The organism is Streptomyces sp. ADI95-16 (genome assembly GCF_003721495.1).
In the GTDB taxonomy this organism is placed as follows: Bacteria; Actinomycetota; Actinomycetes; order Streptomycetales; family Streptomycetaceae; genus Streptomyces; species Streptomyces goshikiensis.
This window is the reverse complement of sequence record NZ_CP033581.1, coordinates 3,356,831-3,371,843: the sequence shown is the minus strand read 5'-3', so window position 1 is coordinate 3,371,843 and position 15,013 is coordinate 3,356,831. Positions and strand designations below refer to the sequence as shown.

9 protein-coding genes are annotated in these 15,013 nt (G+C 74.7%); 3 read left to right on the top strand and 6 right to left on the bottom strand.

The features are described from left to right. Nucleotides 1-209: 209 nt before the first annotated feature. Entirely contained in the window at nucleotides 210-833 is a 624-nt protein-coding gene (locus tag EES41_RS14790) for a TetR/AcrR family transcriptional regulator (protein WP_073778426.1), read from the top strand. Between the two features lie 3 nt (nucleotides 834-836). Here EES41_RS14790 and EES41_RS14785 read toward each other — a convergent pair whose 3' ends face one another. The 5 genes from EES41_RS14785 to EES41_RS14765 form a co-directional block, all read right to left on the bottom strand. Continuing rightward, on the bottom strand, nucleotides 837-3,089 hold the full coding sequence (locus EES41_RS14785; protein WP_123078692.1) for a bifunctional glycosyltransferase family 2 protein/CDP-glycerol:glycerophosphate glycerophosphotransferase: 2,253 nt from the start codon (nucleotides 3,087-3,089) through the stop codon (nucleotides 837-839). A 138-nt stretch (nucleotides 3,090-3,227) separates the two neighbouring features. Further along, on the bottom strand, nucleotides 3,228-4,076 hold the full coding sequence (locus EES41_RS14780) for a carbohydrate ABC transporter permease (RefSeq protein WP_123078690.1): 849 nt from the start codon (nucleotides 4,074-4,076) through the stop codon (nucleotides 3,228-3,230). Beyond that, nucleotides 4,073-5,386: a carbohydrate ABC transporter permease gene (locus tag EES41_RS14775; RefSeq protein WP_123078688.1), complete on the bottom strand. Its 1,314-nt coding sequence runs from the start codon at nucleotides 5,384-5,386 to the stop codon at nucleotides 4,073-4,075. Before EES41_RS14775 ends, EES41_RS14780 begins: the two co-directional genes overlap by 4 nt. Nucleotides 5,387-5,390: 4 nt before the next feature. After that, nucleotides 5,391-6,860, bottom strand: a complete 1,470-nt coding sequence (locus tag EES41_RS14770; protein WP_123078686.1) for an ABC transporter substrate-binding protein — start codon at nucleotides 6,858-6,860, stop codon at nucleotides 5,391-5,393. A gap of 115 nt (nucleotides 6,861-6,975) precedes the next feature. After that, the gene (locus EES41_RS14765; protein ID WP_123078684.1) at nucleotides 6,976-10,185 is read right to left on the bottom strand and encodes an FtsK/SpoIIIE domain-containing protein; all 3,210 of its coding nucleotides are present in this window, start codon (nucleotides 10,183-10,185) and stop codon (nucleotides 6,976-6,978) included. A 421-nt stretch (nucleotides 10,186-10,606) separates the two neighbouring features. Between EES41_RS14765 and EES41_RS14760 the strand changes: the two genes are divergently transcribed. Next, nucleotides 10,607-12,355, top strand: coding sequence for a serine/threonine-protein kinase (locus EES41_RS14760; RefSeq protein WP_123078682.1), 1,749 nt, complete (start codon nucleotides 10,607-10,609; stop codon nucleotides 12,353-12,355). A gap of 166 nt (nucleotides 12,356-12,521) precedes the next feature. After that, on the top strand, nucleotides 12,522-13,775 hold the full coding sequence (locus tag EES41_RS14755) for a serine/threonine-protein kinase (RefSeq protein WP_123078680.1): 1,254 nt from the start codon (nucleotides 12,522-12,524) through the stop codon (nucleotides 13,773-13,775). Nucleotides 13,776-13,815: 40 nt separating this feature from the next. Here the strand turns inward: EES41_RS14755 and EES41_RS14750 are convergent, their stop codons facing one another. Beyond that, entirely contained in the window at nucleotides 13,816-14,817 is a 1,002-nt protein-coding gene (locus EES41_RS14750) for an isopenicillin N synthase family oxygenase (RefSeq protein ID WP_123078678.1), read from the bottom strand. Between the last annotated feature and the right edge of the window lie 196 nt (nucleotides 14,818-15,013).

The window sequence follows — 15,013 nt, the reverse complement described above, 5'->3', positions numbered from 1 at the left end:
GGCCCGGTTCCGGCGGCCGGGGCCGGGCGGGCGCGGTGGGAACGGTCACGGGGCGGCGCCCCTTTCTGCGGTCTTCCACGGTCTTCCAGGGGCTTCTACGACGGAACGGGTCCGTATCGTCGCTACGGCGAGATTAGGGCGCGCCACGACGGAACGCAACCGTATCGTCGTGACGGGTGGGTGACGGCGTGCCCGGTTATGCTCGGTGCATGACCACGGACCCCGCCCCCGCCCCCTCCCGCCGCGCCCCCGCCGGGGCCGCCGTCCTGCGCGAGGACGTCACCGAGGCGATCCGGGCGGCCGTGCTGGAGGAACTGGCCGCCGTCGGGTTCTCCCGGATGTCCATCGAGGGCATCGCGAGGCGCGCCGGGGTCGGCAAGACGGCCGTGTACCGGCGCTGGAAGTCGAAGCTGCACCTGGTGCTGGACCTGGTGGGCGCCTTCGCGGCGGACGGGCTGCCGGTGCCGGCCACCGGGTCCCTGTACGGCGACGTACGGGCGCTGCTGGAGGTCATGTCACACGTGCTGCGGCACCCGGTGGCCTCGGCGGTGATCCCCGACCTGCTCGTCGAGGCGGCCCGGAACCCGGAGATCGCGGACGCGGTGCGCGGCGCCCTGCTGGACGGGGAGCGCCGGATGGCGGAGGGCATCCTCACCGACGCGGTCGCGCGCGGTGAACTCCCGGCCGGCGTGGACGCGGCGCGCGCCCTCGACCTGGCGATCGGGCCGCTGTACTGGCGCCAGGTGGTCGTCCGCGAACCCGTCCCGGCGCCCTACCTGGACGACCTGGCCCGCTCGGTCGTCGCCGGCCTGAAGAACTCCCGTACCGCTTAGGCCCTACGCGAGGCGGGCCGGCGTGAGCTCCGGGGAGCACGGCGGCGCCGGGTGGCGGTCTTCGAGGGGGATCACCGCCGGGACCGGACCCGGCTGGCCGAGGAAGACGCGGCGGACCACCCGCTCGGCCGCGTGGCCGTCGTCATGGGAGCAGAACCGGGCCCGGAACGCGGCGCGCAGCTGCGCCGAGCGGGAGCCCTGCCAGTGGCCCGTGGCGAAGATGTCCACCAGCTCGTCCTCGCTCCGGGCGATCGCCCCCGGCGGACAGGCCCGCAGGTCGAAGTACGTGCCGCGGGCGGCCTCGTACGCCTCCCAGTCGTCCGCGTGGATCACGATCGGCCGGTCCAGCGAGGCGTAGTCGAACATCAGCGACGAATAGTCCGTCACCAACGCGTCCGAGGCCAGACAGAGTTCCTCCACCGACGGGTAGGAGGAGACGTCCACGAGCCGCGGCCGTGCCTCGTGCGGCGAGGCCGTGTCCGCGTACGTCAGGTGCGTCCGCGTCAGGATCGTGAACCGCGGCCCCAGGTCGCGCAGCACCCGCTCGAAGTCCAGGTGCTCCGGCCGGCTGCGCCGGTAGTCGCGGTGCGTGGGGGCGTACAGGATCGCCACCGTGCCCACCGGGATGCCGAGGCGCTCGCGGAGCTCCAGGACGTCCGCGCGGGTGGCGCTGTGGAAGACGTCGTTGCGCGGGTAGCCGTACTCCAGCGTCGTGTACGAGGACGGGACCGCCTTCTCCCACACCAGCGTCGAGTGGCGGTTCGCGGACAGCAGGAAGTCCCACTGGTCGGCGCCGCGCAGCAGCCCCGCGAAGTCCGTCGTCGGCGTCGCCGCCGGGCGGTCCAGGAGGTCCAGGCCGACCCGTTTGAGCGGGGTGCCGTGCTGGGTCTGCAGCAGGATCTGCCCCGGCCGCTTGACGAGGGCCCGGTCGAAGTTGACGTTGGTCACCAGGTACGCGGCCCGCGCGAGGGCCGTCCAGTACGCGGCCGAGCCCGGGCGCACCACGGCCGTCTCCGGGGGCAGCGTGTCCGCGTGGGCCGGGTCGCAGATCCACGCCGTCCGCATCCGTGGCGCCAGCTCCCGCAGCTTGGCCTCGATCGCCGCCGGATTGCAGGCGTAGCCGCCGTGCCAGTACGCGGAGAACACCGCCAGCTCCGGCCACAGCGGGAGCAGCCGCTGGACGCGGTAGTGCAGCCGCAGCGCCGCCTCCCGCAGCCCCCGCCCCGCGGACACCCCCGTCCGGGCCGCCGCCAGCGCGACCGCGCGGCCCGCCGACAGCGCCCGGTAGGCGTGCCGCAGCCCGAGCCGCATCAGCGCGTGCCGCACCCGGTCCGTCCGGGACGGCGCCGGCGCCGGGGCCGGCGCCGCGCCGTGGCCGCCCGCCGGCCGGTAGCGCCGCAGCAGCAGGGAGGCCCGGCGGAAGAACTCCGCCCGGCTCGCGCGCGGCAGGCGGCGCGGATCGGCGTACAGGGCGCAGAAGTGCTCGGCCATCCTGCGGTGCAGCGCGGGGCGCCAGCGCTCCAGCTCGGGGCGGGTGGCGAGCCGGCCGAAGACCCGGTCGTACTGGTCGAAGACGTCGAGGTGGCGGCGGGTGGAGGTGGTCAGGATCGAGCCCGTCCGGCGCTGGCGGTAGTGGACGCAGACCCGGTCGAGGACGGCCACGGACTCCGCCGCCAGCAGGGCGGGATAGGTCCAGGGGGTGTCCTCGTAGAAGCCGGGCGGGAATTCGAGCCCCTCGCGCTCCACGTACTCGCGGCGGTACGCCTTGTTCCACACCACCATCAGCATGCCGAGCAGCGCCGGCCGGTCGGTGAGGCGGAAGCTGGCCGGGCCGTCCTCGGTGAGCCGGTGCGCGAGGCTGTTGCGGACGGTCTCGCCGGTCCAGAAGGTGCGCGCGTAGTCGTAGACGAGGACATCGGGGGAGCCGGTGGCCTTGAGGCGGTCGGCGATGGCCTGGAGAGCGCCTGGGGCGAGGGTGTCGTCTCCGTCGAGGAAGACCAGGTAGTCGCCGGTGGCCCGGGCCAGACCCGCGTTGCGGGCCGGCCCCAGCCCCAGGTTGTGCGCCAGGTGCACGCCCGTGACCCGGGGGTCGCGGGCCGCGTGGTCGTCGATGATCGAACCGCAGGCGTCCGGGGAGGCGTCGTCGACCGCGATCAGTTCCAGATCCGCGTACGACTGGGTCAGGACCGAGTCCAGACTCTCCTGGAGGTACGCCTGGACCTTGTACGCGGGCACGATGACGCTGAACCGGGGCACGGCACATCCAGGGGTCGGCGCGGGCATGTCCACCAGGAACCCCCGGTGTGGCGTTCGGGTTACGCCCCGCGCACCGTTCGGGTTGCACAGCGTCAACTCCGCACGTCAACCGCATGATCAACAGGGGTGTCGGCGCCGTCACTTGATCGCTCCGGCCATCACCCCCGAGACGAACTGCCGCTGGAACGAGAAGAAGACGACCAGCGGCACGGCCATCGACAGGAACGCGCCCGGCGCCAGCACGTCGATGTTGTTGCCGAACTGCCGGACCTGCTGCTGGAGCGCCACCGTGATCGGCGGGTTCGCCGAGTCCGCGAAGACCAGCGCCACCAGCATGTCGTTCCACACCCACAGGAACTGGAAGATGCCGAGCGAGGCGATCGCCGGACCGCCCAGCGGCAGCACCACCCGCGCGAACAGCCGCAGTTCACCCGCCCCGTCGAGCCGGGCCGCCTCCAGCAGCTCCCGCGGGATCTGCGCGAAGAAGTTCCGCAGCAGGAACACCGCGAACGGCAGCCCGAACGCGGTGTGGAACAGCACCACCCCCGCCGTCGTCTCGAACAGGCCGATGGTCCCGAAGAGTTTGGACACCGGGATCAGCGCCACCTGGACGGGAACCACCAGCAGCCCCACGACGATCAGGAACAGCCAGTCCCGGCCCGGGAACTCCAGCCACGCGAACGCGTACCCGGCGAGCGAGCCCAGCACCAGGACCAGCAGCGTCGCCGGGACCGCGATCGCCACCGTGCTCAGCAGCGAACCCGTGATGGTGTCGTTGGCCAGCAGCCGCCCGTAGTTGTCGGCCGTCAGCCTCGACGGAGCCGTCAGCGCCCTCCACCAGCCGCCCTCGTTCAGCTCGGTGGGGGAGAGGAACGAGGAGATCAGCAGCCCGAGCGTGGGCAGCAGCCAGAACAGGGCCGCCAGGACCAGGAAGATCCGCAGGGCGCCGCCGCCCGCCCGCGCGGCCCATCCGCGCACCGTGTTCATCGGCGGGCCTCCCGGCGCATCCGGCGGATGTTGTAGAGCATGACCGGCGCCACCAGCGCCAGCAGCAGCACCGCGATGGCACTGCCCAGCCCCGGATCCGCGTTCGTCCCGAACGAGGTGCGGTACAGCTGGAACGCCAGGACGTTCGCGTCGTCCTGCACCGCGCCCGGCGCGATCACGAAGACCAGGTCGAAGATCTTCATCACGTTGATGACGAGCGTGACCAGCACCACCGCCAGCACCGGCGCCAGCAGCGGCACCGTGATCCGGCGGAACACCTGCCACTCGCCCGCCCCGTCCACCCGCGCCGCCTCCAGCAGCTCCCTCGGTACGGCCGCCAGCCCGGCCCCGATCAGCACCATCGCGAACCCGGACCACATCCACACGTACGCCCCGATGATCGCCGGGGTGACCAGCGTCGGACCGAGCCACTCCACCCCCGAGTACGCCTCCCGGAAGTTCGAGGCGGGCAGCCGCAGCAGCGCCCCGTCGGCCTTCGCGGACAGCGTGAAGGTGCCGTCGGCGCGGGCCGTCGCCGCGTCGATGACCCGGCCGCCCTTGACCGCCTCGATCCGCATCCCGGCGTACGCGGACTCGGCCGGGTCGACCGTGTTCGTACGGCCCCCGCCGCCCCGGGTGAAGTCCTGCCAGGCCGTGCCGGTGACCCGGCCGGGCTCGGCGCCGGCCGGCTTCGCCGGACGGGTCCCCTCCGGCAGCGCCTCCGCAGCCACCCCGACCAGCGGCAGCAGCACCGGCACCCCCGCCCGTACGGGATCACGCGTCACGAAGGCGCCCCCGTCGGCCGGGACCAGCGGAGAGTCCCGCCCCGGCCGGGCCTTCGGGAACGCCGAGGACTCCGCGAAGGTGTCGTGCACCCCGACCCAGACGGCGTTCGCGACGCCCCGGTGCGGATCGTGGTCGTAGACGAGCCGGAAGATGATGCCCGCCGCCAGCATCGAGATCGCCATCGGCATGAACACGAGCAGCTTGAACGCCGTGCCCCAGCGCACCCGTTCGATCAGCACCGCGAAGATCAGACCCAGCGCGGTCGCCGTCGTCGGCGCCAGCACCACCCACAGCGCCGTGTTCCGCAGGGCCGTACGGATCGAGTCGTCGCGCAGCATCTCCAGGTAGTTGTCCCCGCCGACGAAGGTGCCGCCGGAGCGGTCGAACAGGCTCCGGTACACCGAGTAGCCGATGGGCTGCACGACGAGCGCGCCGAGCAGGACGAGCGCCGGGAGGAGGAACGCCGCCGCGACCAGGCGGCGGCGCCGGACCTCGGCGGACTTCGGCGAAGCCGTGGCCGCCACCGGATCAGCCCCCGTAGGCCTTGGCCGCTTCCGCCTCCAGTTTCGCCTGCGCCCCCGCCACGTCCGACGGGTTCGCCAGGAAGTCCTGGAGCGCCTTCCACTCGCCCGCGCCCGGCGTCCCGCCGAAGCCCGCCGGCGCCTGGTCCGACATGTCGAAGCGGAAATCGTCGCCCGCCGCGATCAGCGACTTCGCGATGTCCCGCTGGATCGCGTTCGGATAGGCACCCGGATCCACCGCCTTGTTCGGCGAGACGAACCCGCCCTCGCGGGCCTGGATCTCAGCCGCGTCCGGCGACGCCAGGAACGTCAGCAGCGCCTGCGCGCCCTTCGACGGCTTCAGGGCGACCGCCACGTCACCGCCCGAGACCACCGGCGCCTTGGCACCCACCGCCGGGAACGGGAAGACCAGGGCGTCCTCGCCCACCTTCGCCTCCGTCTGCGCGATGTTCACCCCCACGAAGTCACCCTCGAAGACCATCGCCGCCGCCGGCCGGTCGCCGCCGGTGAAGGTCTGCGTCACCGACTTCGGGAACTCCGTCGACAGCGCACCGCTCTGACCGCCCGCCAGGAAGTCCTTGCGGCCGAACAGCTGGCCGAGCGTGGTCAGCGCCTGCTTGACGCTGTCGTCCGTCCACTTGATCTGGTGCTTCGCCAGCTGGTCGTACTTCTGCGGACCCGCCTGCGAGAGGTAGACGTTCTCGAACCAGTCGGTCAGGGTCCAGCCGTCCGCGCCGGCCACCGACACCGCCGGAGTGCCCGACGCGGACAGCGTGTCGGCCACCTCCAGCAGTTCCTTCCACGTCTTCGGCGGCTGGACCCCCGCCGCCTCGAACGCCTTCGCGTTGTACCAGACCAGCGACTTGTTGGCGGCCTTGTAGTACACGCCGTACTGGGTGCCGTCGACCACGCCCAGCTTCTTCCAGCCCTCGCCGTAATTGGCGTTCAGCTGCGCCTGCGCCTCCGGCCCCACCGGCTGCGCCCACTTCTTCTCCACCGCCGACACCAGCGCGCCGACCTGCGGGAGCAGCGCCACGTCCGGCGGGGCGCCGCCCGCGATCTTCGTGCCGAGGAAGGTGACGATCGGGTCCTGCGCCGGGACGAAGGTGACCGTGGCGCCCGTGCGCTTCTCGAACTCCTTCAGGACCTTGGTGAAGTTCTCCTGCTCGGGGCCCGTCCAGACCGCCGCCACCTCCAGCTTCTCGCCGGGCAGCTTCGGTAACTCCACCCGCCGTCCGGCCGGTGTCGCACCGCCGGGCGGGTCGGCCTTCTTGTCGCCGCCGTCCCCGCACCCGGTGAGCGCCAGCGCGCCCGCCGCGGCGAGGGCCGCCCAGGTACGGGCCCTGGCGCGGGCCCTCGTACGCCGCTTCGCGCTGCTGCGGCCCGTGGCGGGGCCGTGGCCCCGGCCCGCGGCGCCGCCCGCCGACCCGCCTGTCGTCCGGTCCGTCGTACGGCCCGTTCCCTGCCGACCGCGCATGGTTGCGCCCCCGATGCCTGTCCGCTGCCCGTGGTGTGTCCCGTGCCACAAGGTCTACGCCGAGCGGTGCGCCCCCGCAATACCGCGTCACGGGATCCGGGTGGCCCGAAAGGGCCTACGGGGCGGCCGGGAACAGCACGGGTATCGCCGAGACCAGGTGCGCGGCCCGGTCCAGGGCACTGGCCAGCAGCGCCAGGTCCGTCGGGCCGTTGCCCAGCTCGCGCACCGGCCGACGGGCCGGAGGATCACCCATTCGCTCCCACTCCACCGGGACCACCGTCGGCCGCAGCGTCGCGGTGCGCGGGATCCGGCCGGTGACCCGGCCGCCCTGGAACGGCACCGCGGAGCCGTCGGCGCGCAGCAGCCGGCCGCGGCCGGGACCCGGCTGGTCGGGGGCGTCCAGCTCGACCCGCAGGGCCGTCAGCCGGGCGAGTTCGGTGTCCGCCGTCCGGTCCGGCCGGGCGCTGGTCGCCACCAGGTGCACGCCGAGCCGGACACCGTCACGGGCCACCGCCTCCAGGGCGCGGACCACCGAACCGGCGGCGGGCCGGCCCATGCTGCCGAGCCCGGGCGCGACCAGTGCGTCGAGGTCGTCGACCAGCACCACCAGACGGGGCAGCGGACTCGGCCCCGCGGCCGGCTCCGTACGGAAAGCGGCCGAACGCAGCCGGAGCGTTCCGGTGCGCTGCGGCTCCAGATCACCGCGCAGCTCACCGGAGGTGGGCCGGCGGGGCGCGACCATCCGGTCGCCGGCCTCGCGGTGGGCGTGCCACTCCGCGAACGGCACCCCGTCGAGGAGCTCCGCGCGGCGCCTCAGCTCGGCGCCGAGGGCCTGCGCGAACTCCCGCATGCGCAAGGGGTCCGAAGCCACGAGGTGCGCCGAGACGTGCGGCAGGTCGGTGCAGGGGCGCAGCCCGTCACCGCGCTCGCCGCCCGCGCCGTCGAGGAGGACGAGGCCGAGCCGGTCGGGGCGGGCCGCGGCGGCCAGGGAGGCGGCGACCGAACGCAGCAGCTCCGTACGGCCGCTGCCGGCGGGGCCCTCGATGAGCAGGTGCGGGCCGTCGTGGACCAGCTCGGCACCGACGGGGCCGCGCCGGCCGGCGCCGAGGACGACCTCGACGAGGCCGCCGACGCCCTGGCCCTGCTCGGTCGCCGCCGCCCAACGGGCCATCAGGGACGCGGGGGTGGCCCGGGCCAGCCCCAGCTCGTCCAGCAGCCGCGCGGTCTGCGGGAGCGCGGCCGCGACGGTCCGGGACGGCTCCGCCTGCGAGGCGTCGGCCCGCAGCGGCGCGAGGGCGCGGGCGAACCGCTCCGCCCAGGCGGCGGAGACGGCGTCGGCGGTGGCGGTCTCGCCGGGCGGCACCGGCAGGCCGCCGCTGACCGCGAAGATCCGTACGGCCGTGGCGACGTCCCCGCTGAGCAGGGCGACCGCGCCGCACTCCCGGAAGGCGGGGGTGCTCGCGCAGGCGGTCTCGTACGTCTCGGCGAGCGGCGAGGCCGGGGTGGCGGACGGCGCGTCGGCGAGGCAGAGCAGGTGGATCCCGGCGGCGGGGCCGTGGGCGGCGAGCCGGGCCGTGACATCGCGCAGCGCGCCGGTGCCGGGGTCGCCGTCGAGGACGAGGAGGGTGTACGGGCCCTCGTACGCGGCGGCGGCCTCCCGTACGGCGGCGCGGTCGGCGGTCGCCCAGCCGGTACCGAGGGGACCGTCGTCGAGCCGCCGGGTCAGCTCCCCCGTCCGCGCGGCGGCCTGGTCCCGGTCGTACGCGAGCAGCAGCCGGCAGTCCTGGCCGTGCGCGGGGCGCAGGTGCGGCAGCCAGCCGAGCCAACCCCAGTCACGGCGCCGGTCCGCGAGGGCGCGGGCCCGGTCCGTGCTGATGAGTACGATCTCCAGCTGCGCCGGGGCGTGCAGCGCGGCGAGCTGGGCGATCACGGAGCGGGCGACGCCGGTGAGGCGGGCGCGGGGTCCGGCGACGCCGAGGGCACCGACGTCCTGGAACGCGACCCGGCAGCCGGCGCCGAGGCCGACGTCGAGCGCGCCGGGGCGACGGGACCACAGCCGCCGGGTCGGCCCGAGCGCGGCGAGCAGCAACGCGGCCGGATCGTCGGCCGCGGGCCGCGCCGACACGGCTGCCGCCGCCGCCCGCACGTCCTCGGCCTGCCCGGCCTGCTCCCCCCGCACCCACTTCCGAGCCCAAGCCCCGATGCCCCGCCGTCGCGCCCCCTCGCCCCCCGGCCCGGATTCCGGGGCCGCGGCGAAGTGGTCCGCGTCGGGTCTGGCGGGGCCAGTGGGGCCGGCCGCGTCGGGTCTGGCGGGCCGGGCCGGGCCGGCGGGTCGCGCGGCGCCGTGCCGGCCCGCGCCGGAGGCGTCGGGGTGCGGGGTTCCGGGGTGGAGCCCCGAGGCGGGGCCGGGGGCGGAGCCCCCGTTTCGGGAAGGGGCGGGGTGGGGGAACAACCCCTCCGCCCCGGACCGCGGCCCCGCGTATCCACCGGCGGCCGGGGCATCGCCCCCGGCTCCGCCCGCCCGCCCGGCGCCGAAGGCGGAGGCGGAGGCGGCAGGGCCCCCGGGCCGTCCGTCGGCGGAGCCGTCAGCGCGTCGCGCATCGGGGAACGGGCCGCCCCGGCCGACGCCGGGAGCGGCAGGGCCGCCCGGACGGCTCGCGGCCGAGGGGCCGGCCGGGGGGATCGAGAGGTGGCCCTCCTGGTCCGGGGTGACCGGCAGCGGGATGCTCGCGCCGACGGTCAGCCGGAGGGTGGATTCGCCGACCCGGAGCAGGGCCCCCGGCGCGAGCGCCACCGCCCGTTCCCCCACGGCCACGCCGTCCAGCGTCGTCCCGTTCGTGGAGTTCAGGTCCGCCACGGCCACCCGGCCGTCCGGCATCACCGTCACCGCGCAGTGCGTCCGCGACACGTCCGGGTCGTCCAGCGGCACGTCCGCGTCCGCGGAGCGCCCGATCCGTACCGCTCCCGGGTGCAGCAGGTGCACCCCGCCCGCGTCCGGCCCCGCCACCACGTGCAGCTGGGGCGTCCCCAGACCCTCCTCCGCGTCCGGCAGGACATCCGGCACCGGGCCGTGCAGCGCCAGCACCGCCCCGTCCACCAGCGGCGGCTCGCCCAGCACCCGCCGCTGCGGGTCGAGCCGCTCCGCCCCGGCGTACAGCACGACCGTGCCCCCGGTGTCGGGCCCGCCGACGGTGGCCGCGAGCCCGGAGGCCACCGCGGCGAGCGCGGTCCCGGCGGGCGCGGTGACGAGTACGTCGCAGCTCGTCGGCGCGGTCGCGGTCTGGTGGCCGCTGCGCGACCCAAGGACGGTCAGCCGGATCTGCATCGCCGTCAGCGGTCCCTTCTGCGCGGTGCTCGGTGCGCGGTGCGCGCGCCCGGCAGGGGGACGACAGGGGCGTGGCCGCCCGATCACCCCCCACCCGGCACGGCGCTTCGTCCGGTCAGGTCTGCCCGGAAGGCGGGCTCCCGTCCCGGCCGTTCCGTACGGGTGCATCCTCGCACCTGTCGCGGACAACACGCCCGGCACCCGACAAGAAATGATCTTGATCGATCGCGGGCCCGTCCACTCCCCGCACAATTTCAGTCAGCAAGCCGAGGAAAATCGCCCCCGGCATACGCCATAAACATCACCCTTCGTACATATGTGCGGCAACCAACCTTTGGTGCCCCGCGTCTTCTCTTGGGACACCCCCTAGAGTGGGCCGGAAAAACGAACCACAGCAGGACGACAGCAGGGAGCGCGAGACGTGCGGCCAGTCGGCAGCAAGTACCTGCTCGAGGAGCCGCTCGGACGCGGCGCCACGGGCACCGTCTGGCGTGCCCGCCAGCGTGAGACCGCCGGTGCGGAGGCGGCCGTCGCCGGCCAGCCCGGTGAGACCGTGGCCATCAAGGTCCTCAAGGAGGAGCTGGCCCAGGACGCGGACATCGTCATGCGCTTCCTGCGCGAGCGCTCCGTCCTGCTGCGCCTGACGCACCCCAACATCGTGCGCACGCGCGACCTCGTCGTCGAGGGCGACCTCCTGGCCCTGGTCATGGACCTGATCGACGGCCCGGACCTGCACAAGTACATCCGGCAGAACGGCCCCTTCACCCCCGTCGCCGCGGCGCTGCTGACCGCCCAGATCGCGGACGCGCTCGCCGCCAGCCACGCCGACGGCGTGGTCCACCGCGACCTGAAGCCCGCCAACGTCCTGCTCGACGAGCGCGGCGGCCAGATGAAGCCGATGCTCACCGACTTCGGCATCGCGCGCCTCGCCGACTCCCCGGGCCTGACCCGCACCCACGAGTTCGTCGGCACCCCCTCCTACGTCGCCCCCGAGTCCGCCGAGGGCCGTCCGCAGACCTCCGCCGTCGACATCTACGGCGCCGGCATCCTGCTCTACGAGCTGGTCACCGGCCGCCCGCCGTTCGCCGGCGGCACCGCGCTCGAAGTGCTCCACCGCCACCTCAGCGAGGAGCCGCAGCGTCCGTCCACGCTGCCCGAGCCGCTGTGGACCGTCATCGAGCGCTGCCTGCGCAAGGAGCCGAACGAGCGCCCGAGCGCCGAGAACCTGGCCCGCGGGCTGCGCGTCGTCGCCTCCGGCATCGGCGTGCACTCCTCGCCGGAGCAGGTCGAGGCCGCGCTCGGCGTCGGCGCGCTGCTCGCGCCCGACCCCTCGCCCGCGCCCGTCCCGCAGACCCCGGGGGCCGCCCTGGCGGGCGCCGCGGCGGCCGGGCCGATGGACGCGTACGACCCGAACGCGATGACCAGCGTGCTGCCGCCGGTCGGCGGCGCCGACGCCACCACCGTGCTGCCCAGCACCGGGGCGCCCGGGCCGGATCCGACCTCGGTGATGCCGCCCGTGCGGCAGCCGGACGCCGCGCACCCGTGGCAGTCGCAGATGCGGGCCGCGCGCGACCGCAACGAGCAGACCCAGATGCAGTACCTCGACCCGAGCGAGGACCCGTTGCGCCGGCGCCCGCAGCGGCAGGCGCCCCCGCCGCCGCAGCAGCGACCCCAGCAGCCCCAGCAGCCTCCGCAGTACCGCCAGGGCCCGCCTCAGCAGCAGTACCGGCAGCAGCCCCAGCAGCCCCCGCAGTACCAGCAGCCTCCGCAGCAGCAGTACGCCCCGCCGCCGCCTCCGCAGCACTACCAGCAGCAGCGCCAGCCCCAGCAGTACCAGCAGCCGCAGCAGCCCCAGCAACCCCAGTACCGCCAGCCGCAGCAGCAGCCCCCGCAGGCTCCGCCGCCGCAGCAGCGTCCGCCGCGCGAACCGCGCGAACCGCGCCGCCGCAGCGCCAACCCGGTGCGGATCCCGGGCCTCGGCTGCCTCAAGGGCTGCCTGGTCCTGATCCTGGTGTTCTTCGTGGCCGGCTGGCTGGTCTGGGAGCTCACCCCGCTCCAGGAGTGGGTCGGCACCGGCAAGGGCTGGTGGGACCAGGTGGGCACCTGGGTCAGCGACGCCTACGACTGGGTGAGCTCGGTCGGAAACTCCGCGGACGGACCCCAGTCCTGAGCGGAGCGGGGACCCCGTAGCGCCGAGTTCGTGGATTTGTCGACTTCTGGGACGTGATTTCGCCCGCAGAAGTGAAGGTCGCCGCGAATCGGAGCCCCTGCTGGCCTACAACCCCCATTCGGCCGCGTAGCTTTGGTGCCGTACGCCAGCCGCTGAGGGAGCAGTCGTGGCACGGAAGATCGGCAGCCGGTACACCGCGCACCAGATCCTGGGGCGCGGCAGCGCGGGGACCGTATGGCTGGGCGAGGGGCCTGACGGCCCCGTCGCCGTCAAACTCCTGCGCGAGGACCTCGCGTCCGACCAGGAGCTGGTGGGGCGGTTCGTCCAGGAGCGCAGCGCGCTGCTCGGGCTGGAACACCCGCACGTGGTCTCCGTCCGCGATCTCGTCGTGGACGGCAACGACCTCGCCCTCGTCATGGACCTGGTGCGCGGTACGGACCTCCGTACGCGCCTCGACCGCGAGCGGCGGCTCGCCCCCGAGGCGGCCGTGGCGATCGTCGCGGACGTCGCGGACGCGCTGGCGGCCGCGCACGCGGCCGGTGTGGTGCACCGGGACGTCAAGCCGGAGAACGTCCTGCTGGACATGCAGGGCCCGCTCGGCCCCGGCGGCGCGCACCCGGCGCTGCTGACCGACTTCGGCGTCGCCAAGCTGATCGACTCGCCGCGGCGGACCTCCGGCGGGCGGACCACTGCGCCCACGACCCGGATCATCGGCACGCCGGACTATCTGGCGCCGGAGATCGTCGAAGGGCTGCCGCCGCGGGCCGCGGTGGACATCTACGCGCTGGCCACGGTGCTGTACGAGCTGCTCGCCGGGTTCACCCCCTTCGGCGGGGGACACCCGGGGGCGGTGCTGCGGCGGCATGTGACGGAGACGGTCGTTCCGCTGCCGGGGATCCCGGAAGAGCTGTGGCAGCTGATGGTGCAGTGCCTGGCGAAGGCCCCGGCCTCGCGGCTGCGGGCCTCGGAGCTGTCGGTACGGCTGCGGGAGCTGCTGCCGATGCTGGCGGGGATACCGCCGCTGGACGTGGACGAGCCGGACGAGCCGGAGCAGCCGGAGCTGCCGGAGGAACCCGCTGCGGACCCGGTCCGGCGGCGGGGCGTGGTCCCGCTGGTGCCGGGGTCCGCGACGGACTCGAACCGGGACACGCACACGTCGATGCGGGTGCCGGGGCCGGACGAGCTGGCGGGCGGCGCGCTGGGGACGGCGCGGGTGCCCAGGCCCGCCGGCGGGCACCGGCCGGGGTCGGCGCGGCACCGGGCGGAGACGGTGCGCAAGCGGAGGCTGGCGCTGTCCGCCGCCGCCGTGGCGCTGGTCGCGGCGGTGGGGGTGGGCAGCTGGCTGGCCTCCTCCGGCGACACGGCCCCGCCGCCCGCCCAGGACGGCGAGAACTCCGCCCCGGCGAGACCCGCGCCGTAAGCGCGGGCGGGGCCGGCGGACCGGCCCCGTCGGCGCCCGGTCAGGATTCGACGAGTTCCGGGTGCCAGCGGCGGGCCACGGCGGGGTGGGCGCGGACCCAGCCCTTGAGTTCGTTGCGGCCGTACTCCGCGTGGAGCGGGTTCGACGCGTCGTGCGCGACGCCCGGCGCCGAGCGCAGGTACTCCCCGGGGACGGTCTCCACGACCGCGTCCAGCCGCGGGTTGTAGAAGAACGGCACCGAGTACCGCTCCACCGCGCCCGGCGGGCTCACCACGCGGTGGTCCGTCGCCGTCAGGTACCCCTCCGTCGCGATCTCCAGCAGCTCGCCCAGGTTCACCACGAACGCCCCCGGCAGCGGCGGCACGTCCACGTACGCCCCGTCCCGGACCACCTGGAGCCCGCCCACCGAGTCCTGGAGCAGCAGCGTGAGGAACCCGTAGTCCTTGTGCGCGCCCACGCCCTGGTCCGCGCCCGACGGCGCCGACCCCGGGTACCGGATCAGCTTCGTGTGCAGGTGCGGCCGGTCCGCGAAGGCGTCGTCGAAGAAGTCCGCCGGCGCGCCGATCGAGGTCAGCAGCTCCCGCAGCAGCCGGTGCGCCACCGCCGCCAGCCGGGACTGCCACTCCAGTACCACCGTCCGCAGCTCCGGCAGCGCCTGCGGCCACTGGTTCGGGCCCTCCAGCCACAGGTACGGCGGGTCGCCCGGCCCCACCTCCGGCGCCGGCCGCTCCGCGCCCACGTCCAGCTGGTCGCGCCAGTCGGAGGCGCCGCCCGTCAACTCGTGGCCGATCCGGGTGTACCCGCGGAAGTGCGGGGAGTTGAGATTGCTCACGGCCAGCCGGTCGGCCTCCGGGAGCGCGAAGAAGGTCTTGGTCAGCTCCAGGATCCGGGTGCTCTCGGCGGCGGTTATCCCGTGGCCGGTGAGGTGCAGGAACCCGGTGTCCCGGGCGGCCGCGTGCAGCTGCTTCAGGAAGTCGGTCCGCTCGGCGGGATCGTCGGCCAGGGAGAGGTCGAGAACGGGGAGGGAGTGCGCGGACGGCATGACGGCTCCGTTTCGGATGTCACGGGGTCCTGTTCCCGGGGTTGTCGGGACGGCGGTGGAGAGGGCCGCCGGCAAGGGTGGTGCCGGGGCTGCGGGGCCGCCTACAGGACCAAGTCGGATCGGTGTTGATCAGGCTCGTGCTCGGTCCGGCGGCAGACAGCTCGTCGTGGTGACACGCATGTGGTCCACATGGCGG

Coding starts and splice junctions, on each gene's coding strand:
- EES41_RS14790 (WP_073778426.1), top strand. CDS start 210: ATGACCACGGACCCCGCCCCCGCCCCCTCCCGCCGCGCCCCCGCCGGG.
- EES41_RS14780 (WP_123078690.1), bottom strand. CDS start 4,076: ATGAACACGGTGCGCGGATGGGCCGCGCGGGCGGGCGGCGGCGCCCTG.
- EES41_RS14770 (WP_123078686.1), bottom strand. CDS start 6,860: ATGCGCGGTCGGCAGGGAACGGGCCGTACGACGGACCGGACGACAGGC.
- EES41_RS14765 (WP_123078684.1), bottom strand. CDS start 10,185: ATGCAGATCCGGCTGACCGTCCTTGGGTCGCGCAGCGGCCACCAGACC.
- EES41_RS14750 (WP_123078678.1), bottom strand. CDS start 14,817: ATGCCGTCCGCGCACTCCCTCCCCGTTCTCGACCTCTCCCTGGCCGAC.